The sequence below is a fragment of the Nonomuraea africana genome, from assembly GCF_014873535.1.
GTDB classification, from domain to species: domain Bacteria; phylum Actinomycetota; class Actinomycetes; order Streptosporangiales; family Streptosporangiaceae; genus Nonomuraea; species Nonomuraea africana.
In genome coordinates this window covers 1647793-1665995 of record NZ_JADBEF010000001.1, presented here as the reverse complement: position 1 = coordinate 1665995, position 18203 = coordinate 1647793, and the positions used below count along the sequence as shown (strand labels likewise).

Here is an 18203-nt window from a genome sequence, read left to right as displayed (position 1 = left end):
CCACATCGAGGAGGCGCAATGCGTCCCTTGCAAAGGCTTTCCGTCGCCGCCCTGACCCTCGCGCTGGCAGGAGCGCTGGCGGCGCCCGCGTCGGGCCAGGGCGTCGAGCCCGTGGACCCCGAGCTGGAGACCCCAGCGCTGTTCGACGACGCGGCCGGCGGCTTCGCCAACGGCGACGACCCGGCGATCTGGGCCCACCCCGCCGACTCCGGCAGCAGTGTGGTGATCGCCACGGCCAAGGAGGGCGGGCTCTTCAGCTACGACCTCGACGGCCGGCAGCTCCAGCACGTCCCGGCGCCCGCGGCGCCGGGTCCCGACGACGAGCCAGGGCGGTTCAACAACGTCGACGTCACCTACGGCTTCGGCGGGCGGGACCTCGCGGTCGTCTCCGACCGCGGCGGCGACCGGCTCCGGATCTACGCCGTCTCCAACGGGCAGCTGACCGACGTGACCGACCCGGCCGCCCCCTTCGTGTTCAACACCACGCAGGAGCAGGTCAACGCCGCCGAGACGGTGTACGGCCTGGCCACCTGGAAGGACGTCACCGGCACCTACGCGCTGGTCAGCCGGCGGCACAAGACCTCCGTCGGCCTGGTCAGGCTGCTCGCGAAGCCGGGCGGCAAGGTCGGCTACCAGCTCGTCAGGACGCTGGACCTCCCCGCGTCGTTCACCCTGCCGAACGGCCAGACCTGGACGCCCTGCCTCGAGCCGGACGAACTGCCCCAGGTCGAAGGCATGGTCGTGGACCAGCGCGCCGACGTCCTCTACGCGGCTCAGGAGGACGTCGGCATCTGGCGGATGCGCGCCGACCTCACCGGCGCCCCGGTGCTCATGGACAAGGTCCGCGAGTACGGCGTGCCCGGCACGTACGACCCCGAGACGGAGGACTGCGTCCTCGGCGCGGACCCCGGCTACGGCGGCCGGCGCCTGGCGGCCGACGCCGAGGGACTGACGATCTACCACCGCGCGGACGGCAAGGGCTACCTGCTGGCCTCCAGCCAGGGCGACAGCACCTTCGCCGTCTACCGCAGGGAGGGCTCCAACGCCTACCTCGGCCGGTTCCGCGTCGGAGCGGACGACGGCGTCGACGGCGTCGATCACAGCGACGGGTCGGCCGTGCTCAACATCCCGCTGGGCGACTTCGACGAGGGGCTGTTCGTCGCGCACGACGGGGCCGACACCCCCGGGGACGGCGACAGGGAGGTCACGAACTTCACGTTCGTCGGCTGGGGAGACATCGCCGACGAACTCGACCTGGACGTGGACACCGATGGCTGGGATCCGCGCGGCCAGGGATAGATCACCTCGGGCCACCTGGAGGCTCGGTGACGCGCGTCGTCACCGAGCCTCCGCACGCTCGCGGCATCCGTCAGAGCGCGCCGACCACCAGGACGTCCCCCTCGACGGAGACGCGGAGGTGGCTCAGGTCCGGCATGTGCGCGACGGTCAGGTCACGACGGCCCTCCAGGGCGGGGCCGATTCCCACGCAGTCCATGCCGGCGGCCCCCGCGGCTCTGGCGCCGGCCTCGGCGTCCTCCACTACCAGGCAGTGCCGCGCGCCGCGGCCGAGCAGCTGCGCGGCCCACTGGTAGCCGGTCGGGTCGGGCTTGCCCACCGGCACGTCCTCGGCGCCGAGCAGGAGCGTGGGCGCGGGGAGGCCCGCCGCGCGGAGGCGCGCGGTGGCGACCGCCCGCGTGCCCGAGGTCACCACGGCCCATAGCGTGGACGGCAGCGCGGCCAACAGGTCAGCGGCGCCGGGCAGCGCCCGCAGCCCCGCTGTGTCGTGTTCCTCCCTGGCCACGATGCGCGCGGTCTCGGCCTCGGCGTCCAGGTGCGGCGCCAGTAACCGGATCAGGTCGATGTCGCGACGGCCGTGCGACAGCGCCACCGCCTCGTCGCCGTTGAGGCCGTGCTCGGCTGCCCACTCCCGCAGGATGCGCTCGATCACGCCCAGTGAGTCGACCAGCACGCCGTCCAGATCGAACAAGATCGCTTCGTACTTACCTGACCACCTCATGCCGATCACACTATTATAGACGTCAATACCACTATTTTGGCATCGAGAGCGAGTGATCGTGGACATCGTCGAAGAGGTCGGCCAGACCCTCGCCGCCAACCTGCGCGCCGCCCGCGGACTGCGCGGCTGGCGGCTGGACGACCTGGCCGCGGCCAGCGGGGTGAGCCGCGGGATGATCCACCAGATCGAGACCGCTCGCACGCACCCCAGCGTGGCTACCCTGGCCCGGCTGTGCCACGCCCTGAAGATCCCGATCAGCGAACTGGTGGAGACGCCCACGCAGCTCGGCTCGCTCGCCCGCCGCGCCGACGCTCTCGTCTCCCGGCACGGCCGCAGCACCACCGCGCTCCTGGTCGGCGACGGCCGCCACGAGCTGTGGGAGCACATCCTCCACCCCGGCGACGCGATTCACGACGCCGGGCACCCGGCCGGCACCAAGGAACTCATCCACGTCACCGAGGGCGTCCTCCAGGTCGACATCGGCGGCGCCACCTTCGTCGTCCCCGCCCTCGACGCCCTCTCGCTGCGCGGCGACCGGCCCCACACCTATCGCGCCGCCGAGGACCGGACGACCCGATACACCGTCGTGGTGATCTACATCGGCGCACACGACGGCCGCTATCCCAGAACAGCGCAGTGAACGCCGTCAGGGTGCGGGCGGGCGCCTCAGCGGCGGGCGAAGAGCGGCTCCCACGAGCCGGGCTTCTGGCTGTTCTCCCGGAACCCGGTGAGCGGCATCGCCTGCCTGCCGTCGACGCTCACCAGCAGCAGGCGGTTGCGGAACTCGCTGACCTCGCAACCGTCCGAGCCCTTGAGCTCGCAGGCCCACGTGATCAGGTGGTCGTCACCGGACCAGATGACGACCTGCTCGATCCAGTGCCCCGCGACGGGCTTGAGCGGAGTGGTCACGCCGGAGGACGTGTCCAGTACCGCCGCGATCGCGCTCCTGTCAGGGCTGTGGATGGCCGAGAAACGGCCGGTGGGCGAGAGCCCTGCCTCCTGGCCGGTGTCGGCCGGGTTCGGCGGGGCCGCGTGCGGTCTGCCGTCCAGGTCGTAGAACCGCCTGGGGGGCGGCGACGACTCGCTGCCGGTGTCCCAGTCCCAGATCAGGGTTCCGTCGTCGCTCCAGTGCAGGTCCACGTTCCGGGCCCAGGCGGTGTCGCCGCCGGCGGGGAGCGGGCGGAAGTACGCTTGACCGGCGGCCACGTCCACGACGGAGAAGCCGGTGCGCGTGACGGGGACGACCTCTCTCGACGACCCGTCCTCGTCGAAGACGCCTTGCTCGTTGGGGTTGGCGGCGTAGCTGACGAGCAGCAGCTTCCGGCCGTCGGGAGACCACTTGAGCTGGGAGGCGGGCTGCTCGAGGTCGATCCACCGCACCTGGCCGCCCGGCCCCAGCAGGCCGACCCGGCGGGCCTGGGGCTCCTCCAGCACCGCGACGTGCCCGCCGTCCGCCACGTCGACGGCGGCCCACGGGGTCTTCTCGTAGGTCGCCGTGTCGGGGTTGTAGAGGTACCAGGTCCGCTTGAGGATCTGCCGCGTGTCCGAGATCTTCTCGTAGTCCCAGGTGTGGTAGGCGTACATGGCCACCTTCTCGGTCGCCACCAGCTTGGTGGGCGGCGTGGCGTCCGGGTCGGCCGACACCTCCAGCGGTCCCGTCAGGGAGATCGCGGGATCGTCGGCGACCTTCCCCTCGACGAGGATGACACCGGACTCGCCACCGCTCCCCTGCACCAGGGCCGGCACGGTGAGAGCGGCCGCCACGACGGTCGCGGTGGCCCCTGCCATCACCGCGAACGCCCTGATCCGGTTCCGCCTGCGCCTGCCGAGCGCCCGATCGGCGAGCCCCTGCGGCACCGTGGCCTCCTCGGCCCACCGGCCCAGGGTGTCCTTCACGACATCGTCGATCTTCACGCCATCGCCTCCCCAATGATCTTGTACGGCTCGGCCAGCTCGGGCGCCAGGGCCCGGAGCCTGGCCAGCGAACGATGGGTGGTGCTGCGCACGGTGCCCACGGAGCAGCCCAGAACCGCCGCGACCTCGGCCTCCGGCAGATCCTCGAAGTAGCGCAGGACCAGCACCGCCCGCTGCCTGGGCGCCAGCTTGGCCAGCGCGCGCCGGACGACGATGCCCACCTCGACGGCGTGCGTCGCGTCCTGGACGGCCCACTCCGGCGGCTCGGCGACCGTGGTCTCCCGGCGGAGCGCCCCCCGGCGCCACCACGAGACCTGCTGGCGGTACATCACCTGGCGCACGTACGCCTCCGGCGCGTCCACGGCGTGCCACCTGGCGACCGTCTTGGCCAGGGCGGCCTGGAGCAGGTCCTCCGCCGCGTGCTGGTCACCGCCGGTCAGCAGGAACGCCAGGCGCATCAATGCGGGGGACCGCGCCGAAACGAAGTCGCGGAAACGTCGCTCTTCTGCGGCGTCCACGATCACCTCCACAGTTCGGTTGTCGCCCTTGAGACGCTCCCGGAGGGATGACGCTATGCCTCCGCCACGACCTTTTCACCGGATCGTCGCCACCGCGGACCTCGCGGCGACGGCATGCGCGTCACCGCCGTATCGAGGAGGGGGTTCGGCCGAGCAAGCCGCGGGCGGTCCGCGTCAGGTGGGCCTGGTCGGCGAAGCCGGCGGCGGCCGCGGCCTGCGCCACGTGATGGCCGGACAGGTGCGCGATCGAGCTTCTCAGGCGCGCCCCCACTGCCGCAGCCGGACGAGCGGGATCCCGACCTCGGCGCGGAGGCGTCGGAGGGGTGGTGGTGAACGCGGGCTACGTCGGCTGGGCCATCGCGGTGGCGCTGGGCGGTTGACCCTCACGGTACGGGAGTCCATAGCGTGGGAGCGATGACCACGACCTTCTGCCCAGGATGCGGGCTGGTGGCCCCGGCCACCGGGGGGCCGCTCCCCCGCGAGCGCGGCGCCTCGGCCGAGTGCCGGGAACGCTACGGCGAGCTGCTGGCCCGCTCGTACGGCATCGCCGAGTATCGCCACGTCCACCAGCTCGTCGTCGACGCCTACATCGTGCAGCACCCCGCCGGCGACAGCCGGAGGGAGATCCAGAGTGTGGCCCTGTGCCTCATGACGCTGTGCCTGTTCGTCGAGGGCGCCGCCGATCCGCGCGACGGCGCCATGCTGCACAAGCGGATGATGGCCGACCGGCCCGGCTACTTCCACTGGCTGCGGCCGCCCCCGCTGCACGGCCTGATGACCGCCGTCGACGTGCTCGCCGCGCGGGACGCGGTGGAGCACGAGCGACTCGTCTGGGCATGGGGCCGCGAGGTGTGGCAGGCCTGGTCGCCGCACCACGCCACGGTCCGCCGGTGGAACGCCCTGGCCCTCGGCACCTGAGGCGATCCACCGGCTCCCGCGTCAGGCGCGGAACCTGTCGGCGTTCTCGGCCGCCCACTGGGCGAAGGTGCGCCCCGGCCGTCCGGTGACCTTCTCGAGGGTCGGCTGGACGGTGTAGGGCCCCCAGGGCAGGTCGCCGAAGACCATGAACTTGAAGGCGATCATCTCCTCCGGCACGCCGGCCGCCAGCATCTCGGCCCTGGCCTGGTCGCGGGTCAGCTCGACGAGGCCGATCTCGCGGCCGATGGCGTCGGAGATGCGGCGCAGCTTGTCGGGGACGTCCAGCAGCTCGGGGCCGGTCAGGAAGTAGCTCTGGCCCGAGTGCCCCTCCTCGGTCAGCGCCGTGACGATGACCGCGGCGATGTCCGCCTCGTGGATCATCGCGGTCTTGGTGCCGGGGAAGGGCTCGCGCACCTCACCGCTCTCGCGGATGGGCTGCGCCCACTCCAGCGCGTTGGCCATGAACTCGGTGGGCTGCACGAGCGTCCACTCCAGCGAGCTGGCCTGTACGGCGGGCTCCAGCGGTCCGTCGTCCCACGCGCTCAGCACCGTCACCCTGCGCACCCCCGACGCGACGGCGAGGTCGACGATCTCCTTGCCGTTCTGGAGCACCGCGAGGTCGTCGCCGCCGCAATTGATCAGGTGCGCCGCGGTGACGCCCGCGAACGCGTCCTCCAGCGTCGAGGTCACGGTCAGGTCGCCGGCCACGACCTCGACGCCCGCGGGGAAGCTCGCCCTGGCTGGGTTCCGGGTGAGGGCGCGGACCCGCTCACCGCGCTCGACGAGCTGCTCGACGACGTGGCGGCCGACGGTTCCGGTGGCACCGGTCACGAGGATGGTCATAGTGGTTCTCCTTCACCTTGCGGGCTGTGATGACCACACTAGGAACCAATGCGGCAAGATTCGTTCCGCATTAGCGGATGACATCTCATGCATCTTTTGCCTCGTGCTCAACTTCCGTACGCTCGGCGGCCTCACCATGGCTGGATCTTCGAGTGACCGCACGACCCTTCGACGGACGGATGACACATGAGCAGATGGCGCGCGCTGTCCGCGTTCGCAGTCCTCGGCGCCACGCTGGCGGCCACCGCCGGTACGGCCGGCGCCGCCGAGGCCGGTAACCGCCACGGCTTCGACCTACAGGCTCACAGGGGCGGGCTGGGGCTGGTCGTCGAGAGCACGCTCCCCGCCTTCGCCAACGCGCTGGAGCTGGGAGTCAGCACGCTGGAGCTCGACATCCAGATCACCGAGGACGGCCAGGCGGTCGTCACCCACGACCGGCGGATCAGCGGCAGGGTCTGCCGCGACACCGCGCCCGCCGTACCGGACGACCCGGAGTTCCCGTACGTCGGCAAGTACATCAACACGCTGACCCTCGCCCAGGTGCGGACGATGGACTGCGGCTCGGTGACCAAGCCCGAGTTCCCCGGACAGCGCCCGGTGCCCGGGGCCAGGATGGCGCTGCTCCGCGAGGTGTTCGACCTGGTCAACAGCTATCGCGCGCGCCGGGTCGCGCTGAACGTCGAGACCAAGGTCGAGGCCGGGGCGCCCCATGAGACGGCGCCGAGGGAGCAGTTCGTGCAGGTCGCGGTGGAGGAGATCCGGCGCGCCGGGCTGCTGCGGCAGGTCACGATCCAGAGCTTCGACTGGGGCGCCCTCATGCGGATGCGGGAGGTCGAGCCGCGGCTGCCGATCGTCGCGCTGACCAACCGCGACTTCCTGCAGACCGGACGGCCCGGCGCCTCGCCGTGGCTGGGCGGCATCGACATCGACGACTTCGGCGGCGACCCGCTCAAGGCGGTCAAGTCCTTCGGCGCGGACGCGTTCTCGCCGGTGCACGGCTTCCCGCAGAACGGGAAGATCACCGACCCCGGCTACCAGCCGTACGTCACGAGGGAGATGGTGGAGCAGGCGCACGGTCTGGGCCTCAAGGTGATTCCGTGGACGATCGACGATGAGCCGACGATGAACAAGCTGATCGACGACGGGGTGGACGGCATCATCACGGACTATCCGGACCGGTTGCGCCAGGTGATGGCCGAGCGCGGCTTCAAGCTCCCCAAGGAGTACCGCCCCAAGAGCCACGCCGAGTAGCCGACTACCCGCGCAGCGACCGCCAGATGCGCTCGGGCAGCACCCGGGCGGACTCGGCCAGATCGATCTCCGGCGCGCCTGCCAGCCACCGCCTGGTCACCTCCGCGACCGGCCCGATCAGGAGCATCTCCACCTGGGCCATCGGCAGCCTCGCGACCGTGCCCTCGTCCATGTGCGGCCGCATCCAGGCGCTCAGCCGGTCCAGGCGCGGCGCCTTGTCCGCCGCGATCCGCTCCGCGTGCGGGCCCAGGTCGATGGCGTACGGCGCCGCGTGGATGAAGCGGGCCTGGTCCGGGTGATCAGCGGTGAAGCCGAGGTAGGCCACCACTGCCTGCCGTACACCGTCACGGGCGGTCTCGGCGCCCTCGACGGCGGCGAGCAGGGTGTCGAGGAGGTCGCCCATGCACCGGCTGTACAGCGTCGCCGCCAGTCCTTCCAGGCTCCCGAAGTGGTGGTACAGGCTGCCCATGCTCACGCCGCTGCGCGTGGTCATGGCCCGCAGGGTGAAGTCGCCGGGGTAGATCTCCAGCGCGGTGTCGAGCAGCCGCCTGATCGTCTCCTCGCTGCGCTTGTGCCTGCTCACCCCGCTGACGTTAGCGCCTCGGCCTCTTTCCAGACGCGCCCGGCCAGCTCGGCGTCCCGCGCCAGCCGCCTGACGGACGCGATCGTCGTGAGGTCGCCCGCCACGAACCCCACGTCGCCCTCGATGCTCGCCACGGCCCGCGCGCCGCGCTCCGGATCCCGCGCGACCAGCAGCACTTTGAACCCCTCGCCGGCCAGCCGCTCGCACACCGCGTATCCGATGCCGCGGTTCCCGCCCGTCACCACCACTGTGGACGCCATGCTAGAGCATTTTTCTAGAGAATTGATCTAATATCAAGCACGGGCGGAGCTCGATCATCGCTTCGACGCAGTTGAGACAGCGGCCGGATGAAGCCTGATCGGGAACAAACAAGCGGCACAGACTCCGTCTGTCCGTCCAGGGCGAATCTTTGCCGCCGCCCCTTCCGCTCCCCGCTCCGCCTCCGCCGGGTACGCATTGCGTCCACAATCCGGCAAACCGGGATAACTGTCTCAGGAGCGCGGGCAATTCCTCGGTGAACCACACAAGGGGGAGTTGTACGTGATCACGCAGGAGCAGATCCAGACGGTCATCGGACAGACGGTCTACGACAGGAACGGGGACCGGGTCGGCGAGGTCAAGAACGTCTACCTCGACGACCACACCGACCAGCCCGAGTGGCTGACCGTCAAGACCGGGTTGTTCGGCATGCACGAGTCCTTCGTTCCGCTGCGCGCCGCGCGGGTGGACGGTGATCGGGTCGAGGTCGCCTATGACAAGGCCATGATCAAGGACGCGCCGCGCGCCGACGTCGAGTCCGGCGGCCATCTCTCGCAGGACGAGGAGCGCGAGCTCTATCGCTACTACGGGCTCGACTGGAACGCCGTGTCGGGCCGGCAGGGCGGAGACGGCCGCAGACCCGTACCCGGACAGGGCGTCGTCCCCGGTCAGCAGGCGGGGCGGGCCACCGGCCGGGGGAATGCCGACGCCGGTCTCCCCTCCCAGGCAGGCAGGTCGGCCGACGACGCGATGACGCGCTCGGAAGAGCACCTTCGCGTCGGCAAGGAGCGGCGCGAGGCCGGTCGGGCGCGGCTGCGCAAGTACGTGGTCACCGAGACGGAGCAGCTGTCCAAGGAGCAGGTGAACGCGCAGAAGACCGTCTCGGGCAAGGTGCGCAAGGAGCGCGTGGAGGCCGAGGGCGACGTACGCGACGAGCGGAAGCGCCGCGACCGCTGACGGCGGCGCGCTGCTGAGAGAGTGCCCCGGCGGCCACGACCGGGGCACTCGGTGATCCGCCTGACCCGGCGTTCCCCAAGGGAGAGGGGCGGGGGTCAGGCTCGGGTGCGCAGGGCGGCGGACTGGAGGGCGGCGAACACCGTCACGGGGACGGCCTGGAGGATGATCCATACCGTCCCGGCGGTGCTGGGGTGCAACCAGCCGAGAGCCAGGGAGACCACGCTGGCCAGCGCCCACGCGATCCCGATCGCGATGACGAGCCGTACCGGGACGGCCGGCGGGCGGGAGCGGCTCGCCAGCAGCCCGACGCCTGCGCCGATCGCCAGCATGAGGGCCCCGGCGACCAGCACCAGCTGCTCTGCGACGCCGAGAGCCCGTGCGACGGGGCCGGCGGCCAGGAGATAGGCCAGCGCGAACACGGTCATCCCGGCCGCGTCCATGGCGAGGATCCGCCGGAGCCGAGCTTGGGCCGGCGGGCGCCGGTTCGCCGGGAGCGAGCCCGGGGTCGAGTGATCCATCTTCGTCACCGCGCGGGTGGCACCAAGCGCAGGGTCCTTCCCGGGGGTTGACGAGCAAGTCGCGCTGAGGAGTCCGCAGCACCACCGTGGACGTCGCGGTGGTGGAGCTGAGGCTGCAGGCGCCACGGCCGAACCCCTGTCCGCCCCGCTGGACCGTCACCGGGTCCCGCATTAAATGTGTAGATCGTTCTGTCCCGCGCTGACACAATCGCCCGATGCGTTTGTGGACGGTCCAGCATCGAGCGGTTCTCGAGTCGCTGGAGGATGCCGGCGAGCTGGTCGGGGACTGGCCCCGGATCATGGTCTGGAACTACCGGGCCTGCTACGAGGAGATGGTGGCGGAGATGGCACGGCGCGGCCTCGACTGCGGAGGCCGGCCGCCGGTGTGGGCGTGGGCCGGGCCGGACACCCGCGACAACAGCGTGGCGGTGACGGCGGAACTGCTCCTCTGCCCGCAGACCCCTGAGGAGTACGCCCGCTGTGTGGTGCTCGACCTGGACGTGCCGGACGAGGCCGTCCTGCTCAGCTCGTACGGGCGCTGGAACGATTTCATGGAGGCGATCATCATGGGCGAGGGATCGCCGGACATGGATTGGTCGATCGGCCAAGAGGAGCTCGCCGGGGTGCAGGCCTGCCTTCCGCGTGTCGCAGCCGGATGGGTGCTCGGCGTCCGTCCGTTGGAACCGTTCAGGCCGGAAGAGGACGAGGACGAGGAAATCAGCTCCTGACCGTGCCCCGAGCGCCGAGTCGCTGGCCGGCACAGGCCAGACGCGACGTCGAGAGCGACCAGGCACGTCGCCAGGCGTTTTGCGGTTTCATCCAGCTGCGGCGCCAGATGTTGGAGCGCGCGGCGAGCAGGTTGCCTAAGCTTTCCACGTGACGGGACAAGGCGGACAAATCCGCAGTGAGCGTGTGACCTTCACCGGATCAGCCGGTACGCCTCTGACCGGGAGACTCGAGCTCCCGTACGGCCCGCCCCGAGTGGTCGCGCTGTTCGCGCACTGCTTCACCTGCGGAAAGGACGTGCCCGCCGCCTCCCGCATCGCCCGCGAACTGGCCGCGCTCGGCATCGCCGTCCTCCGCTTCGACGTCACCGGGCTCGGGCAGCCCGGCGGCGACTTCTGCAACACGAAGTTCACCTCGGCCATCGAGGACCTCGTCAGGGCCGCCGGCCATCTGCGCGACACCATCGCGCCGCCGGCCCTGCTCATCGGGCACTCGCTGGGCGGGGCGGCGGTTCTGGCCGCGGCCGAGCGGATCCCGGAGTCCCGGGCGGTGGTCACCATCGGCGCCCCCGCGGATCCCGCCCACGTGGCGGGGTTGTTCCCCGACGCTCACCAGGACATCGAGGGGACAGCGGAGGTGAGCCTGGCGGGCAGGAGCTTCCGCGTCAGCCGCGCCTTCCTGGACGACATCGCCGCCCAGCCGCAGCGCGAGCGCATCACGGGCCTGCACAAGGCCCTGCTCGTCATGCACGCCCCGACAGACGCGATCGTCGGCATCGACCACGCCCGCACGATCTTCGACGCGGCCCGCCATCCGAAGTCGTTCGTCTCGCTCGACGGCACCGACCACCTCCTGAGCGGCGACGCCGATGCGGCGTACGCGGCCGGTGTGATCGCCGCCTGGGCGCGCCGCTACGTGGACGCGCCGACGCCGCCCCGGCCCGAACAGCGGGACGGCGTGGTGGAGGTTCGTGAGGTCGGGCGCTACACGCAGGAGATCACCGCCGGCGGACACCGGTTCACCGCGGACGAGCCGGTGTCGGTGGGCGGGGCCGACGCGGGGCCCACGCCGTACGACCTTCTGCTCGCCGCGCTCGGCGGGTGCACGTCCATGACCATCCGCATGTACGCCGACCGCAAGGGCCTCCCGCTCCACGGGGTGTCGGTACGGCTGCGCCACCGGCGGATACACGCCAAGGACTGCGCCGACTGCGAGACCAGTGAGGGTCTGCTGGACCAGATCGAGCGGGAGATCCGGCTGGACGGCCCGCTGGACGAGGAGCAGCGCCGCAAGCTCCTCGAGATCGCCGACAAGTGCCCCGTGCATCGCACGCTCAACAGAGAAGTGATCATCCAGACGGTGGAGCGACGTTAGCCCCTGGACGCGATCAAGCGCTTCCCGTCGCGGAGGAGCACACGGCCACCGCGCTCGTCATGACGAATCACGCCCGCAGTGCGTCAGCGATGGGCACACGACTAACTACAGAGAGTAGCTGTGTGTGTTAGATTCGTAGCGGAATGTGTGGATCTGCGTCTTCAGGGCGCTGACGAAAGGCGGGGCCCATGGCGACGCAGGCCCAGGTGACCGACTTCTCCCGCGATGTTCTCGGTCGGTACGTGTGCAACACCCTGGCCGAGGCGATGAGCAGCACAGACGGCCAGGCCTTCCCCGGCGCCCGCCCGTTCGATGTCGTCGTCATCGGCGGCGGCAGCTTCGGTGCGGTGGTGGCCGCGCACATGTTCCACGTCGACGTCTCTCGGACGCACCGGGTTCTCGTGCTCGAGGCCGGCCCGTTCGTGCTGCCCGAACACGTCCAGAATCTGCCGATGTTGGGCCTGGCCGTCCCCGACCCGACGAGCATCGCCGCGCTGCGGCGGATCGGGAAGGAGAAGGTGGCACGCAACGAGGTGTGGGGGCTGGCATGGCATTCCCCTGTGCCGTTTCCCGGGCTGGCGTACTGCGTGGGCGGCCGGTCGCTGTACTGGGGCGGCTGGGCGCCCCGGCCGCTGCCCGAGGAGCTGTCGCCTGCGGTCTGGCCGAAAGCCGTGGTTGACGACCTCCAGGACGACCGGCTCGACAAGGCCGGCGAGCAGATCGGCGTCGACCAGACCAACGACTTCATCTTCGGCCCGCTGCACATGGCCCTGCGGGAGCGTCTCTACAAGGCGGTGAGCCGGCAGCTCGTCCCCGCCGCGATGGACCTGTCGACGCTGCCCAACCATCCGGCCCTGCGCGACGGGCCCTTCTCGCTGGGACGGCTGACCCACCTGCTGGGCATAGGCCCCGAGAGCGCCGGCGAGCACCACGTCCAGGAGTTGGCGGACCAGCTGAAGCTGGAGGCCCCGCTGGCCGTGCAGGCCAGCAGCCGGCCCGGGTTCTTCCCGAACAACAAGTTCAGCGCAGGCCCGCTCCTGGTGCAGGCCGCCCGCGCCGCCTGGACCGACTCGGGCGGGATCGACGCCGACAAGCGGCTGATGATCGTGCCCCAATGCCACGTGACGCGCCTGGACACGCGCGGCGGCCAGGTCATCGGCGTGCAGACCGGTCAGGGCTACGTGCCGTTGCCTCCCGGCGGTTCGGTGGTGATCGCGCTGGGCACGATCGAGAGCACCAGGCTGGTGCAGGACGCCTTCGGCTCCCTGCCGGGTACCGGCCCCATCGGCAGCGGCCTGATGGCGCACCTGCGCTCCAACCTCACCATCCGGATTCCACGGGAGGCCCTGGGCCACATCGCCGAACGCGAGCTCATGGCCGCGGCCCTGTTCCTCAAGGGGCATTCAATGGCCGCGGACGAGCGCGAGCGCTTCTTCCACCTGCAGATCACGGCCGCCGGGCTCGGCTCCAGAGGCGGCGACTCCGAGGCGGAGCTGTTCAAGAAGCTGCCTGACATCGACCTGTTCGACCGGTTCCGCTCCGCCAACGACACGCACGTGGTGATCACACTGCGCGGCATCGGCGAGATGGACCCCGGCAACCCGGCCAGCCGGATCCGGCTGGACTCCGAACTCGACGAGTACGGCGTTCCTCGCGCGCTCGTGCACCTGTCACCCAGCGAGGCCGACAGGCGGCTGTGGGACGACATGGACGCCTGTGCCGACGCCGCCGCGCTGGCCTTCGCCAATGGGTCACCGTTCGAGGTCCTCGACCGCGGGACGTTCCGCCCGGTGCCCGCCGGGCAGTCGCCCTCCCACGTGGTGCCCTTCGGGCGCCGCCGTGACGGGCTGGGCACCACGCATCACGAGGGCGGAACCCTGCGGCTCGGCGACGATCCGGCCGATTCCGTCACCAACGCCGACTGCCGCCTGCACGGCGTGGACAACGCCTACGCGGCCGGCCCGGCCCTGTTCCCGCGGCTGGGCTCGCCCAACCCGATGCTGACGGGCGTCGCGCTCGCCCGGCGGCTGGCCGAGCATCTCACTCCCGCCCGCCGCTTCGTCGCCACCGACAACCACGAGGTGCTGTTCGACGGCACCGACATGAGCGCCTGGCGGATGACCGGCGCCGGCCGGTTCCAGATCGTGGACGGCGCGCTGCAGGCCGTCCCCGGCGACGGCCTTGGGCTGCTGTGGTGCACCCGCCCCACGCCTACCGATTTCTCGTTGCGGTTGCAGTACCGCGCGACTCGGCCCGACGACAACTCGGGGGTGTACGTCCGCTTCCCCGATCCGGCCGGCAAGGGCTACGACAACCCCGCCTGGGTCGCGGCGCACTTCGGCTTCGAGATCCAGATCGACGATCTGGCCCGGCCCGACGGCGCCGACATGCACCGTACCGGCGCCGTCTACGGAGCCGACGCCCAGACCTACACACCTGTAGCGGTACGGCCGCCCGGCGAATGGAACGACTACGAGATCCGCGTTCGCGCACAGGACTACACCGTGATCCTCAACGGCCAGCAGGTCACGAGCTTCACCAACACCGATCCTGGCCGTGGGCTGCCGACCACCCCTGAAGCGCCCGCCTACCTCGGCCTGCAGGCCCACACCGGACGAGTCTGCTTCCGCAACGTACGCATCAGCGTGATCTGAGCAACCGCCCCGGGGGCTACGCTCGTCCCGAGATATTTCGTACACACCTGTACGAAATATCGGAGGACGGGCAATGGACGACGACCGTGATGGCCTCGTGCGGATCCGGTTGCGGGTGCACGGGCAGGACCGTGATCTGGCGCTGGATCCCAGGGTGAGCGCTCGACTGCCTGCGTGAGCATCTGGCGCTGAACGGGCCCGAAGAAGGGCCGCAACCAGGGGCGTGAGGGAGATACGCAGCAGAAAGTCCCGCAGCCGAGGCAGGATGCGAGACTTTCCTTTCGTCAATCGATGACGACTATATTTTCGACAGGTTCTGCGGTCTGGCGGCGAAGCGCGCTCACCCCAAGAGCACGTAATCCTAGTTGTTGTTGTTATTGTTGTTGTTGTTGTTACCGCGGCCGCCGTTGTTGTTATTGTTGTTGTTATTGTTGTTGCCGCCACCTCCGTTGTTGTTGTTGTTATTGTTGTTGTTGTTCGGGATGTCCGCGCGGCAGGACGCCTGCGGGGCGTGGACCGCCGCAGTGCTGATCGTGGAAGCCTGGGCGGGCATCGTCATCGGGACTGCGAGAGCGGAGGCGACGATAGCGCTGGCGGCGAGCGCGGACTTGAGGATGTTCACTGATATAGCCCCTTATGCCTGGTTTGTCGTGCTGTGGGCTATTTCTAGCTGTTGCTGGTTGATAGTCCCTTTCATCCCGCTTTCACGCCCCTTGCAAGCTGCCGACCGCGCCCGGACCCGCACGCGGGCGAGTGACCGTTGACCTCGTGGTGGGGGCTCTGACGCCGCACCCCGCCCGCGTCGCCGACGCCCACCGGACGTGCCGCCAAAGACCACGGGCCGCGAGACGCGTGAATTCCCGGGCGGGCGAAGATCGGGCAGGTAAGGTAAACGCGGCATATCCCCCCAATGCCTGGAGTTCGCCGTGCCACAGATGTCTCGTCGCCAGGTTCTCGCTCTGCTCCCCGCCGCCGGTCTGCTCGCCATGGCGTCCCCCGCTCGTGCCGCGGTGAAGATCGATCACGCGCGGCTGCTGACCAACACCGTGGCGATCTTCGCCGGGACCCCCGACGTCAACGCCCGGCCCGAGGTCGCCGGCAAGCTGGCGGCGATCCTCAGGGCGGCCAGGCAGCGACTGGCCGCCCTCGACAACGCCGGCGAGGGCGAGCTGTTCGCGGGGCTACGGCTCGGCACCGACGACGCCAACCTGCGACTGGCCTTCCAGTACCTGTACGAGATCGCGCTCGCGACCCGGACACCGGGCAGTGCGCTCGCCGGTGACGTCGCCGTCCAGCGGCGGGTCATCGACGGTCTCCTGTGGCTGCACGAGCGCTACTACGGCGACCAGTCGAAGGGCTACTACGGCAACTGGCACAACTGGGAGATCGGCATCCCCACCCACGTGAGCAGGACGCTGGTGCTGCTGGCCGAACGGTTGCGGGAGGACCGGCCCGACCTGGCGGCGACCTACATCGCCTCGATGGACGCCTACCTGCGCAACGGCAGGAACGGCGACGTCGACCTCGACTCCCGCTTCCACACCGGGGCGAACCTGGCCGACATCACCGCCAACCGGATCCTGCAGGGCGCGCTCACCGGCGACGACCCCCGTATCGGCAAGGCCATCTCCGACCAGGCCACCGTCTTCACGACGATCGACCCGTACCACCTCCAGCATGGCGTCACCGACGGCTACTACCGCGACGGCTCCTTCATCCAGCACCACTCGGTCGCCTACACCGGCTCCTACGGGCGCATCCTGCTGACCCGCGTCGTGCAGACCATCAAGATGCTCGAGGGCGCGACGAGCAGCGGCGAGTCCGGCCTGGCCGACGTGGTGTACCGCTGGATCGCCGACGGCTTCGCCCCGCTCATCTTCGAGGGGTGGATGATGGAGATCGTCAAGGGCCGGGCGGTCTCGCGCACCACCACCGGCTACGCCGACGTCGGAGTGATCGTGGAGGCCATCGCCGACCTGGCCGACCACGCCAGGAGCGCGGACGCCCTCGCCCTGAAGAAGTACGCCAAGTTCATCCCCGCCGCCGACACGGCCGCCTTCGTCTCCCCGGTCAGCATCGCCCGCTACGCGGCGATCCGCGCCGACGCCGCCATCCCGGCCGCCGACCTGAATCCGGCCGCGCGCAGCGTGGCGTTCAACGCCATGGACAGGACCGTCCACCGGCGCCCCGGCTACGCCTTCGCGCTGGCGCGCAGCTCCGACCGGATCAGCAAGTACGAGTACATGAACGGCGAGAACCTCATGCCGTGGTTCCAGGGCGACGGCGCGTACTACCTCTACCTCGCGGGCGAGGACCAGCGCGAGGTCTTCGGCGTCGACTACTACACGACCGTCTCGCCGTACCGGCTGGCCGGGGTCACCGCGCCGGTCGAGGACCGGCGGACGGTGCCCGAGCTGTACGGCCGCTTCTGGTACGAGAACCCCGGTCATCCGCTGAACTTCACCTCCTCGTCGGAGTCCCAGAACACCTACGTGTACTTCCCGCGCGGTGAGAACGCCTTCTCCGGCGGTGCGACTCTCGGCGCGTACGGCGCGGCCGGCCTGATCCAGTCTGACGACGTGGCCTACACCGCCAAGCAGGCGGGCAGCCTGCCCGGCGACTTCGTCGCCTACCGGAACGCCCGCGCCACCAAGTCCTGGTTCATGCTCGACGACGAGATCGTGGTGCTGGTCGCGGGCGTCTCCGGTGAGAGCGGGCGCGACGCGGTGACCACCGTGGACAGCCGCATCGCCGCCCCCACCGACGAGGTCGCGCTCACCGGCGAGCTCTGGGAGGGCGGAGCCTGGCGGTCGGGTGACACCATGCCGCCGCGCTGGCTGCGCTACGCCAACGGCACCCGCCGCACCGCGATCGGCTACGCCTTCCTCACCAGGCAGGCCGTCGCGGCCGGGCTGGAGGTGGTGACGCGCAGCCGCAGAGTCGTCCGCACCGCCAACCCCGACACCAGCGTGACCAAGAACGTCTTCACCGCCTCCGTCACCCACCCCGCCAGCGGCGACCTCGCCGCCCTCGCCTACGCGCTGGTCCCGAACGCCACCGAGACCGGCCTGCGCGGTTACGCGGACGGCCCCCTGACCGTCCTCGCCAACAACCGGCACGTGCAGGCGATCAAGCACGAGGCCCTCGGGATCGTCGCCGCCAACGTCTTCGACGCGGGCCCGCGCCACGCCGAACGCCTCGTCATCGACGGCCCCGCCTCGGTGCTCGTCCAGTCCCGCGACCAGACGGTGATCGCATTGTCCGATCCCACGATGAAACGGGACCGCGTCTCCGTCGTCCTGCGCGGCGCGCCCCTCAGCCTCGCCTCGGCGGATGAGGGGGTGACGGTACGGCGCGTGCCGGGCGGCACCCTGATCCAGGCGGAAACCCGCCAGGCTTACGGCCGCACCTTCACCGCCACCCTGCGCCGAACCTCATCGTGATCCCCTTCGGCCGGATCTGAGGTGAGCCATCCGGACGGCCACGACCCGAGGCATCAGCCGACCTGGCTGTCGCTGACCGGCAGGTGAGGAAGGCTCGGGAGCTAGATGTGCCAGCAGGCCCTTACGGGCCTACCTGGAATCGAACCAGGATAGAAGGAAGCCCGCGAATGGCCTCACCCGCCGGAACGCAAGGAAAGCGGGAGCGCTGGATCCAGGCCGGCGCCCTTGC

General features: G+C 70.4%; 17 protein-coding genes. 9 read left to right on the top strand and 8 right to left on the bottom strand.

Annotated elements, in window-relative coordinates; all coding sequences use genetic code 11:
• The first annotated feature begins 18 nt into the window (after nt 1-18).
• Nucleotides 19-1299 carry a phytase gene (locus tag H4W81_RS07570; RefSeq protein WP_192774129.1) on the top strand — a complete coding sequence of 427 codons (1281 nt, stop codon included), beginning with the start codon at nt 19-21 and terminating at the stop codon, nt 1297-1299.
• A 70-nt stretch (nt 1300-1369) separates the two neighbouring features.
• Here H4W81_RS07570 and H4W81_RS07565 read toward each other — a convergent pair whose 3' ends face one another.
• Nucleotides 1370-2017 carry an HAD-IA family hydrolase gene (locus H4W81_RS07565; protein WP_192774128.1) on the bottom strand — a complete coding sequence of 216 codons (648 nt, stop codon included), beginning with the start codon at nt 2015-2017 and terminating at the stop codon, nt 1370-1372.
• A gap of 58 nt (nt 2018-2075) precedes the next feature.
• Here H4W81_RS07565 and H4W81_RS07560 point away from each other — a divergent pair, with 58 nt between their 5' ends.
• Complete coding sequence (locus H4W81_RS07560) at nt 2076-2657, top strand: helix-turn-helix domain-containing protein (protein WP_192774127.1); 582 nt, start codon at nt 2076-2078, stop codon at nt 2655-2657.
• Nucleotides 2658-2683: 26 nt separating this feature from the next.
• Here the strand turns inward: H4W81_RS07560 and H4W81_RS07555 are convergent, their stop codons facing one another.
• Both H4W81_RS07555 and H4W81_RS07550 read right to left on the bottom strand, forming a co-directional pair.
• The gene (locus tag H4W81_RS07555; protein ID WP_192774126.1) at nt 2684-3931 is read right to left on the bottom strand and encodes a hypothetical protein; all 1248 of its coding nucleotides are present in this window, start codon (nt 3929-3931) and stop codon (nt 2684-2686) included.
• The gene (locus H4W81_RS07550; protein ID WP_192774125.1) at nt 3928-4449 is read right to left on the bottom strand and encodes a SigE family RNA polymerase sigma factor; all 522 of its coding nucleotides are present in this window, start codon (nt 4447-4449) and stop codon (nt 3928-3930) included. Before H4W81_RS07550 ends, H4W81_RS07555 begins: the two co-directional genes overlap by 4 nt.
• Nucleotides 4450-4863: 414 nt before the next feature.
• Here H4W81_RS07550 and H4W81_RS07545 point away from each other — a divergent pair, with 414 nt between their 5' ends.
• Entirely contained in the window at nt 4864-5367 is a 504-nt protein-coding gene (locus tag H4W81_RS07545; protein WP_192774124.1) for a DUF5946 family protein, read from the top strand.
• 21 nt (nt 5368-5388) lie between these two features.
• Here H4W81_RS07545 and H4W81_RS07540 read toward each other — a convergent pair whose 3' ends face one another.
• Complete coding sequence (locus H4W81_RS07540; protein WP_192774123.1) at nt 5389-6210, bottom strand: NAD(P)H-binding protein; 822 nt, start codon at nt 6208-6210, stop codon at nt 5389-5391.
• A gap of 186 nt (nt 6211-6396) precedes the next feature.
• On the opposite strand from H4W81_RS07540, the gene H4W81_RS07535 reads away from it, so the two are divergent.
• A complete protein-coding gene (locus tag H4W81_RS07535; protein WP_192774122.1) occupies nt 6397-7461 on the top strand; it encodes a glycerophosphodiester phosphodiesterase in 1065 nt (354 codons plus the stop codon).
• A 4-nt stretch (nt 7462-7465) separates the two neighbouring features.
• Here H4W81_RS07535 and H4W81_RS07530 read toward each other — a convergent pair whose 3' ends face one another.
• Both H4W81_RS07530 and H4W81_RS07525 read right to left on the bottom strand, forming a co-directional pair.
• Nucleotides 7466-8044, bottom strand: coding sequence for a TetR/AcrR family transcriptional regulator (locus tag H4W81_RS07530; RefSeq protein ID WP_192774121.1), 579 nt, complete (start codon nt 8042-8044; stop codon nt 7466-7468).
• Entirely contained in the window at nt 8041-8304 is a 264-nt protein-coding gene (locus tag H4W81_RS07525) for an SDR family NAD(P)-dependent oxidoreductase (RefSeq protein ID WP_192774120.1), read from the bottom strand. Before H4W81_RS07525 ends, H4W81_RS07530 begins: the two co-directional genes overlap by 4 nt.
• Nucleotides 8305-8584: 280 nt before the next feature.
• Between H4W81_RS07525 and H4W81_RS07520 the strand changes: the two genes are divergently transcribed.
• Entirely contained in the window at nt 8585-9259 is a 675-nt protein-coding gene (locus H4W81_RS07520) for a PRC-barrel domain-containing protein (RefSeq protein ID WP_192774119.1), read from the top strand.
• A 95-nt stretch (nt 9260-9354) separates the two neighbouring features.
• Here H4W81_RS07520 and H4W81_RS07515 read toward each other — a convergent pair whose 3' ends face one another.
• Complete coding sequence (locus H4W81_RS07515; RefSeq protein ID WP_192774118.1) at nt 9355-9777, bottom strand: hypothetical protein; 423 nt, start codon at nt 9775-9777, stop codon at nt 9355-9357.
• Nucleotides 9778-9992: 215 nt separating this feature from the next.
• On the opposite strand from H4W81_RS07515, the gene H4W81_RS07510 reads away from it, so the two are divergent.
• The 3 genes from H4W81_RS07510 (at nt 9993) to H4W81_RS07500 (ending at nt 14531) form a co-directional block, all read left to right on the top strand.
• Nucleotides 9993-10505, top strand: a complete 513-nt coding sequence (locus tag H4W81_RS07510) for a DUF3841 domain-containing protein (protein WP_192774117.1) — start codon at nt 9993-9995, stop codon at nt 10503-10505.
• 253 nt (nt 10506-10758) lie between these two features.
• The gene (locus H4W81_RS07505) at nt 10759-11877 is read left to right on the top strand and encodes a bifunctional alpha/beta hydrolase/OsmC family protein (RefSeq protein WP_318781588.1); all 1119 of its coding nucleotides are present in this window, start codon (nt 10759-10761) and stop codon (nt 11875-11877) included.
• A gap of 188 nt (nt 11878-12065) precedes the next feature.
• Nucleotides 12066-14531 (top strand): 3-keto-alpha-glucoside-1,2-lyase-like domain-containing protein, encoded by a 2466-nt coding sequence (locus H4W81_RS07500; RefSeq protein ID WP_192774116.1) that lies wholly within the window; start codon nt 12066-12068, stop codon nt 14529-14531.
• Nucleotides 14532-14892: 361 nt separating this feature from the next.
• Here H4W81_RS07500 and H4W81_RS07495 read toward each other — a convergent pair whose 3' ends face one another.
• Entirely contained in the window at nt 14893-15153 is a 261-nt protein-coding gene (locus H4W81_RS07495; protein WP_192774115.1) for a hypothetical protein, read from the bottom strand.
• A 313-nt stretch (nt 15154-15466) separates the two neighbouring features.
• Between H4W81_RS07495 and H4W81_RS07490 the strand changes: the two genes are divergently transcribed.
• The gene (locus H4W81_RS07490) at nt 15467-17974 is read left to right on the top strand and encodes a polysaccharide lyase family 8 super-sandwich domain-containing protein (protein ID WP_192774114.1); all 2508 of its coding nucleotides are present in this window, start codon (nt 15467-15469) and stop codon (nt 17972-17974) included.
• The last annotated feature ends 229 nt before the right edge of the window (nt 17975-18203 follow it).

Bases quoted from the DNA above. Each gene is read 5' to 3' on its own strand.
- H4W81_RS07570 (WP_192774129.1), top strand. From the start codon at position 19: ATGCGTCCCTTGCAAAGGCTTTCCGTCGCCGCCCTGACCCTCGCGCTG.
- H4W81_RS07565 (WP_192774128.1), bottom strand. From the start codon at position 2,017: ATGAGGTGGTCAGGTAAGTACGAAGCGATCTTGTTCGATCTGGACGGC.
- H4W81_RS07545 (WP_192774124.1), top strand. From the start codon at position 4,864: ATGACCACGACCTTCTGCCCAGGATGCGGGCTGGTGGCCCCGGCCACC.
- H4W81_RS07540 (WP_192774123.1), bottom strand. From the start codon at position 6,210: ATGACCATCCTCGTGACCGGTGCCACCGGAACCGTCGGCCGCCACGTC.
- H4W81_RS07535 (WP_192774122.1), top strand. From the start codon at position 6,397: ATGAGCAGATGGCGCGCGCTGTCCGCGTTCGCAGTCCTCGGCGCCACG.
- H4W81_RS07525 (WP_192774120.1), bottom strand. From the start codon at position 8,304: ATGGCGTCCACAGTGGTGGTGACGGGCGGGAACCGCGGCATCGGATAC.
- H4W81_RS07515 (WP_192774118.1), bottom strand. From the start codon at position 9,777: ATGGATCACTCGACCCCGGGCTCGCTCCCGGCGAACCGGCGCCCGCCG.
- H4W81_RS07510 (WP_192774117.1), top strand. From the start codon at position 9,993: ATGCGTTTGTGGACGGTCCAGCATCGAGCGGTTCTCGAGTCGCTGGAG.
- H4W81_RS07500 (WP_192774116.1), top strand. From the start codon at position 12,066: ATGGCGACGCAGGCCCAGGTGACCGACTTCTCCCGCGATGTTCTCGGT.
- H4W81_RS07490 (WP_192774114.1), top strand. From the start codon at position 15,467: ATGTCTCGTCGCCAGGTTCTCGCTCTGCTCCCCGCCGCCGGTCTGCTC.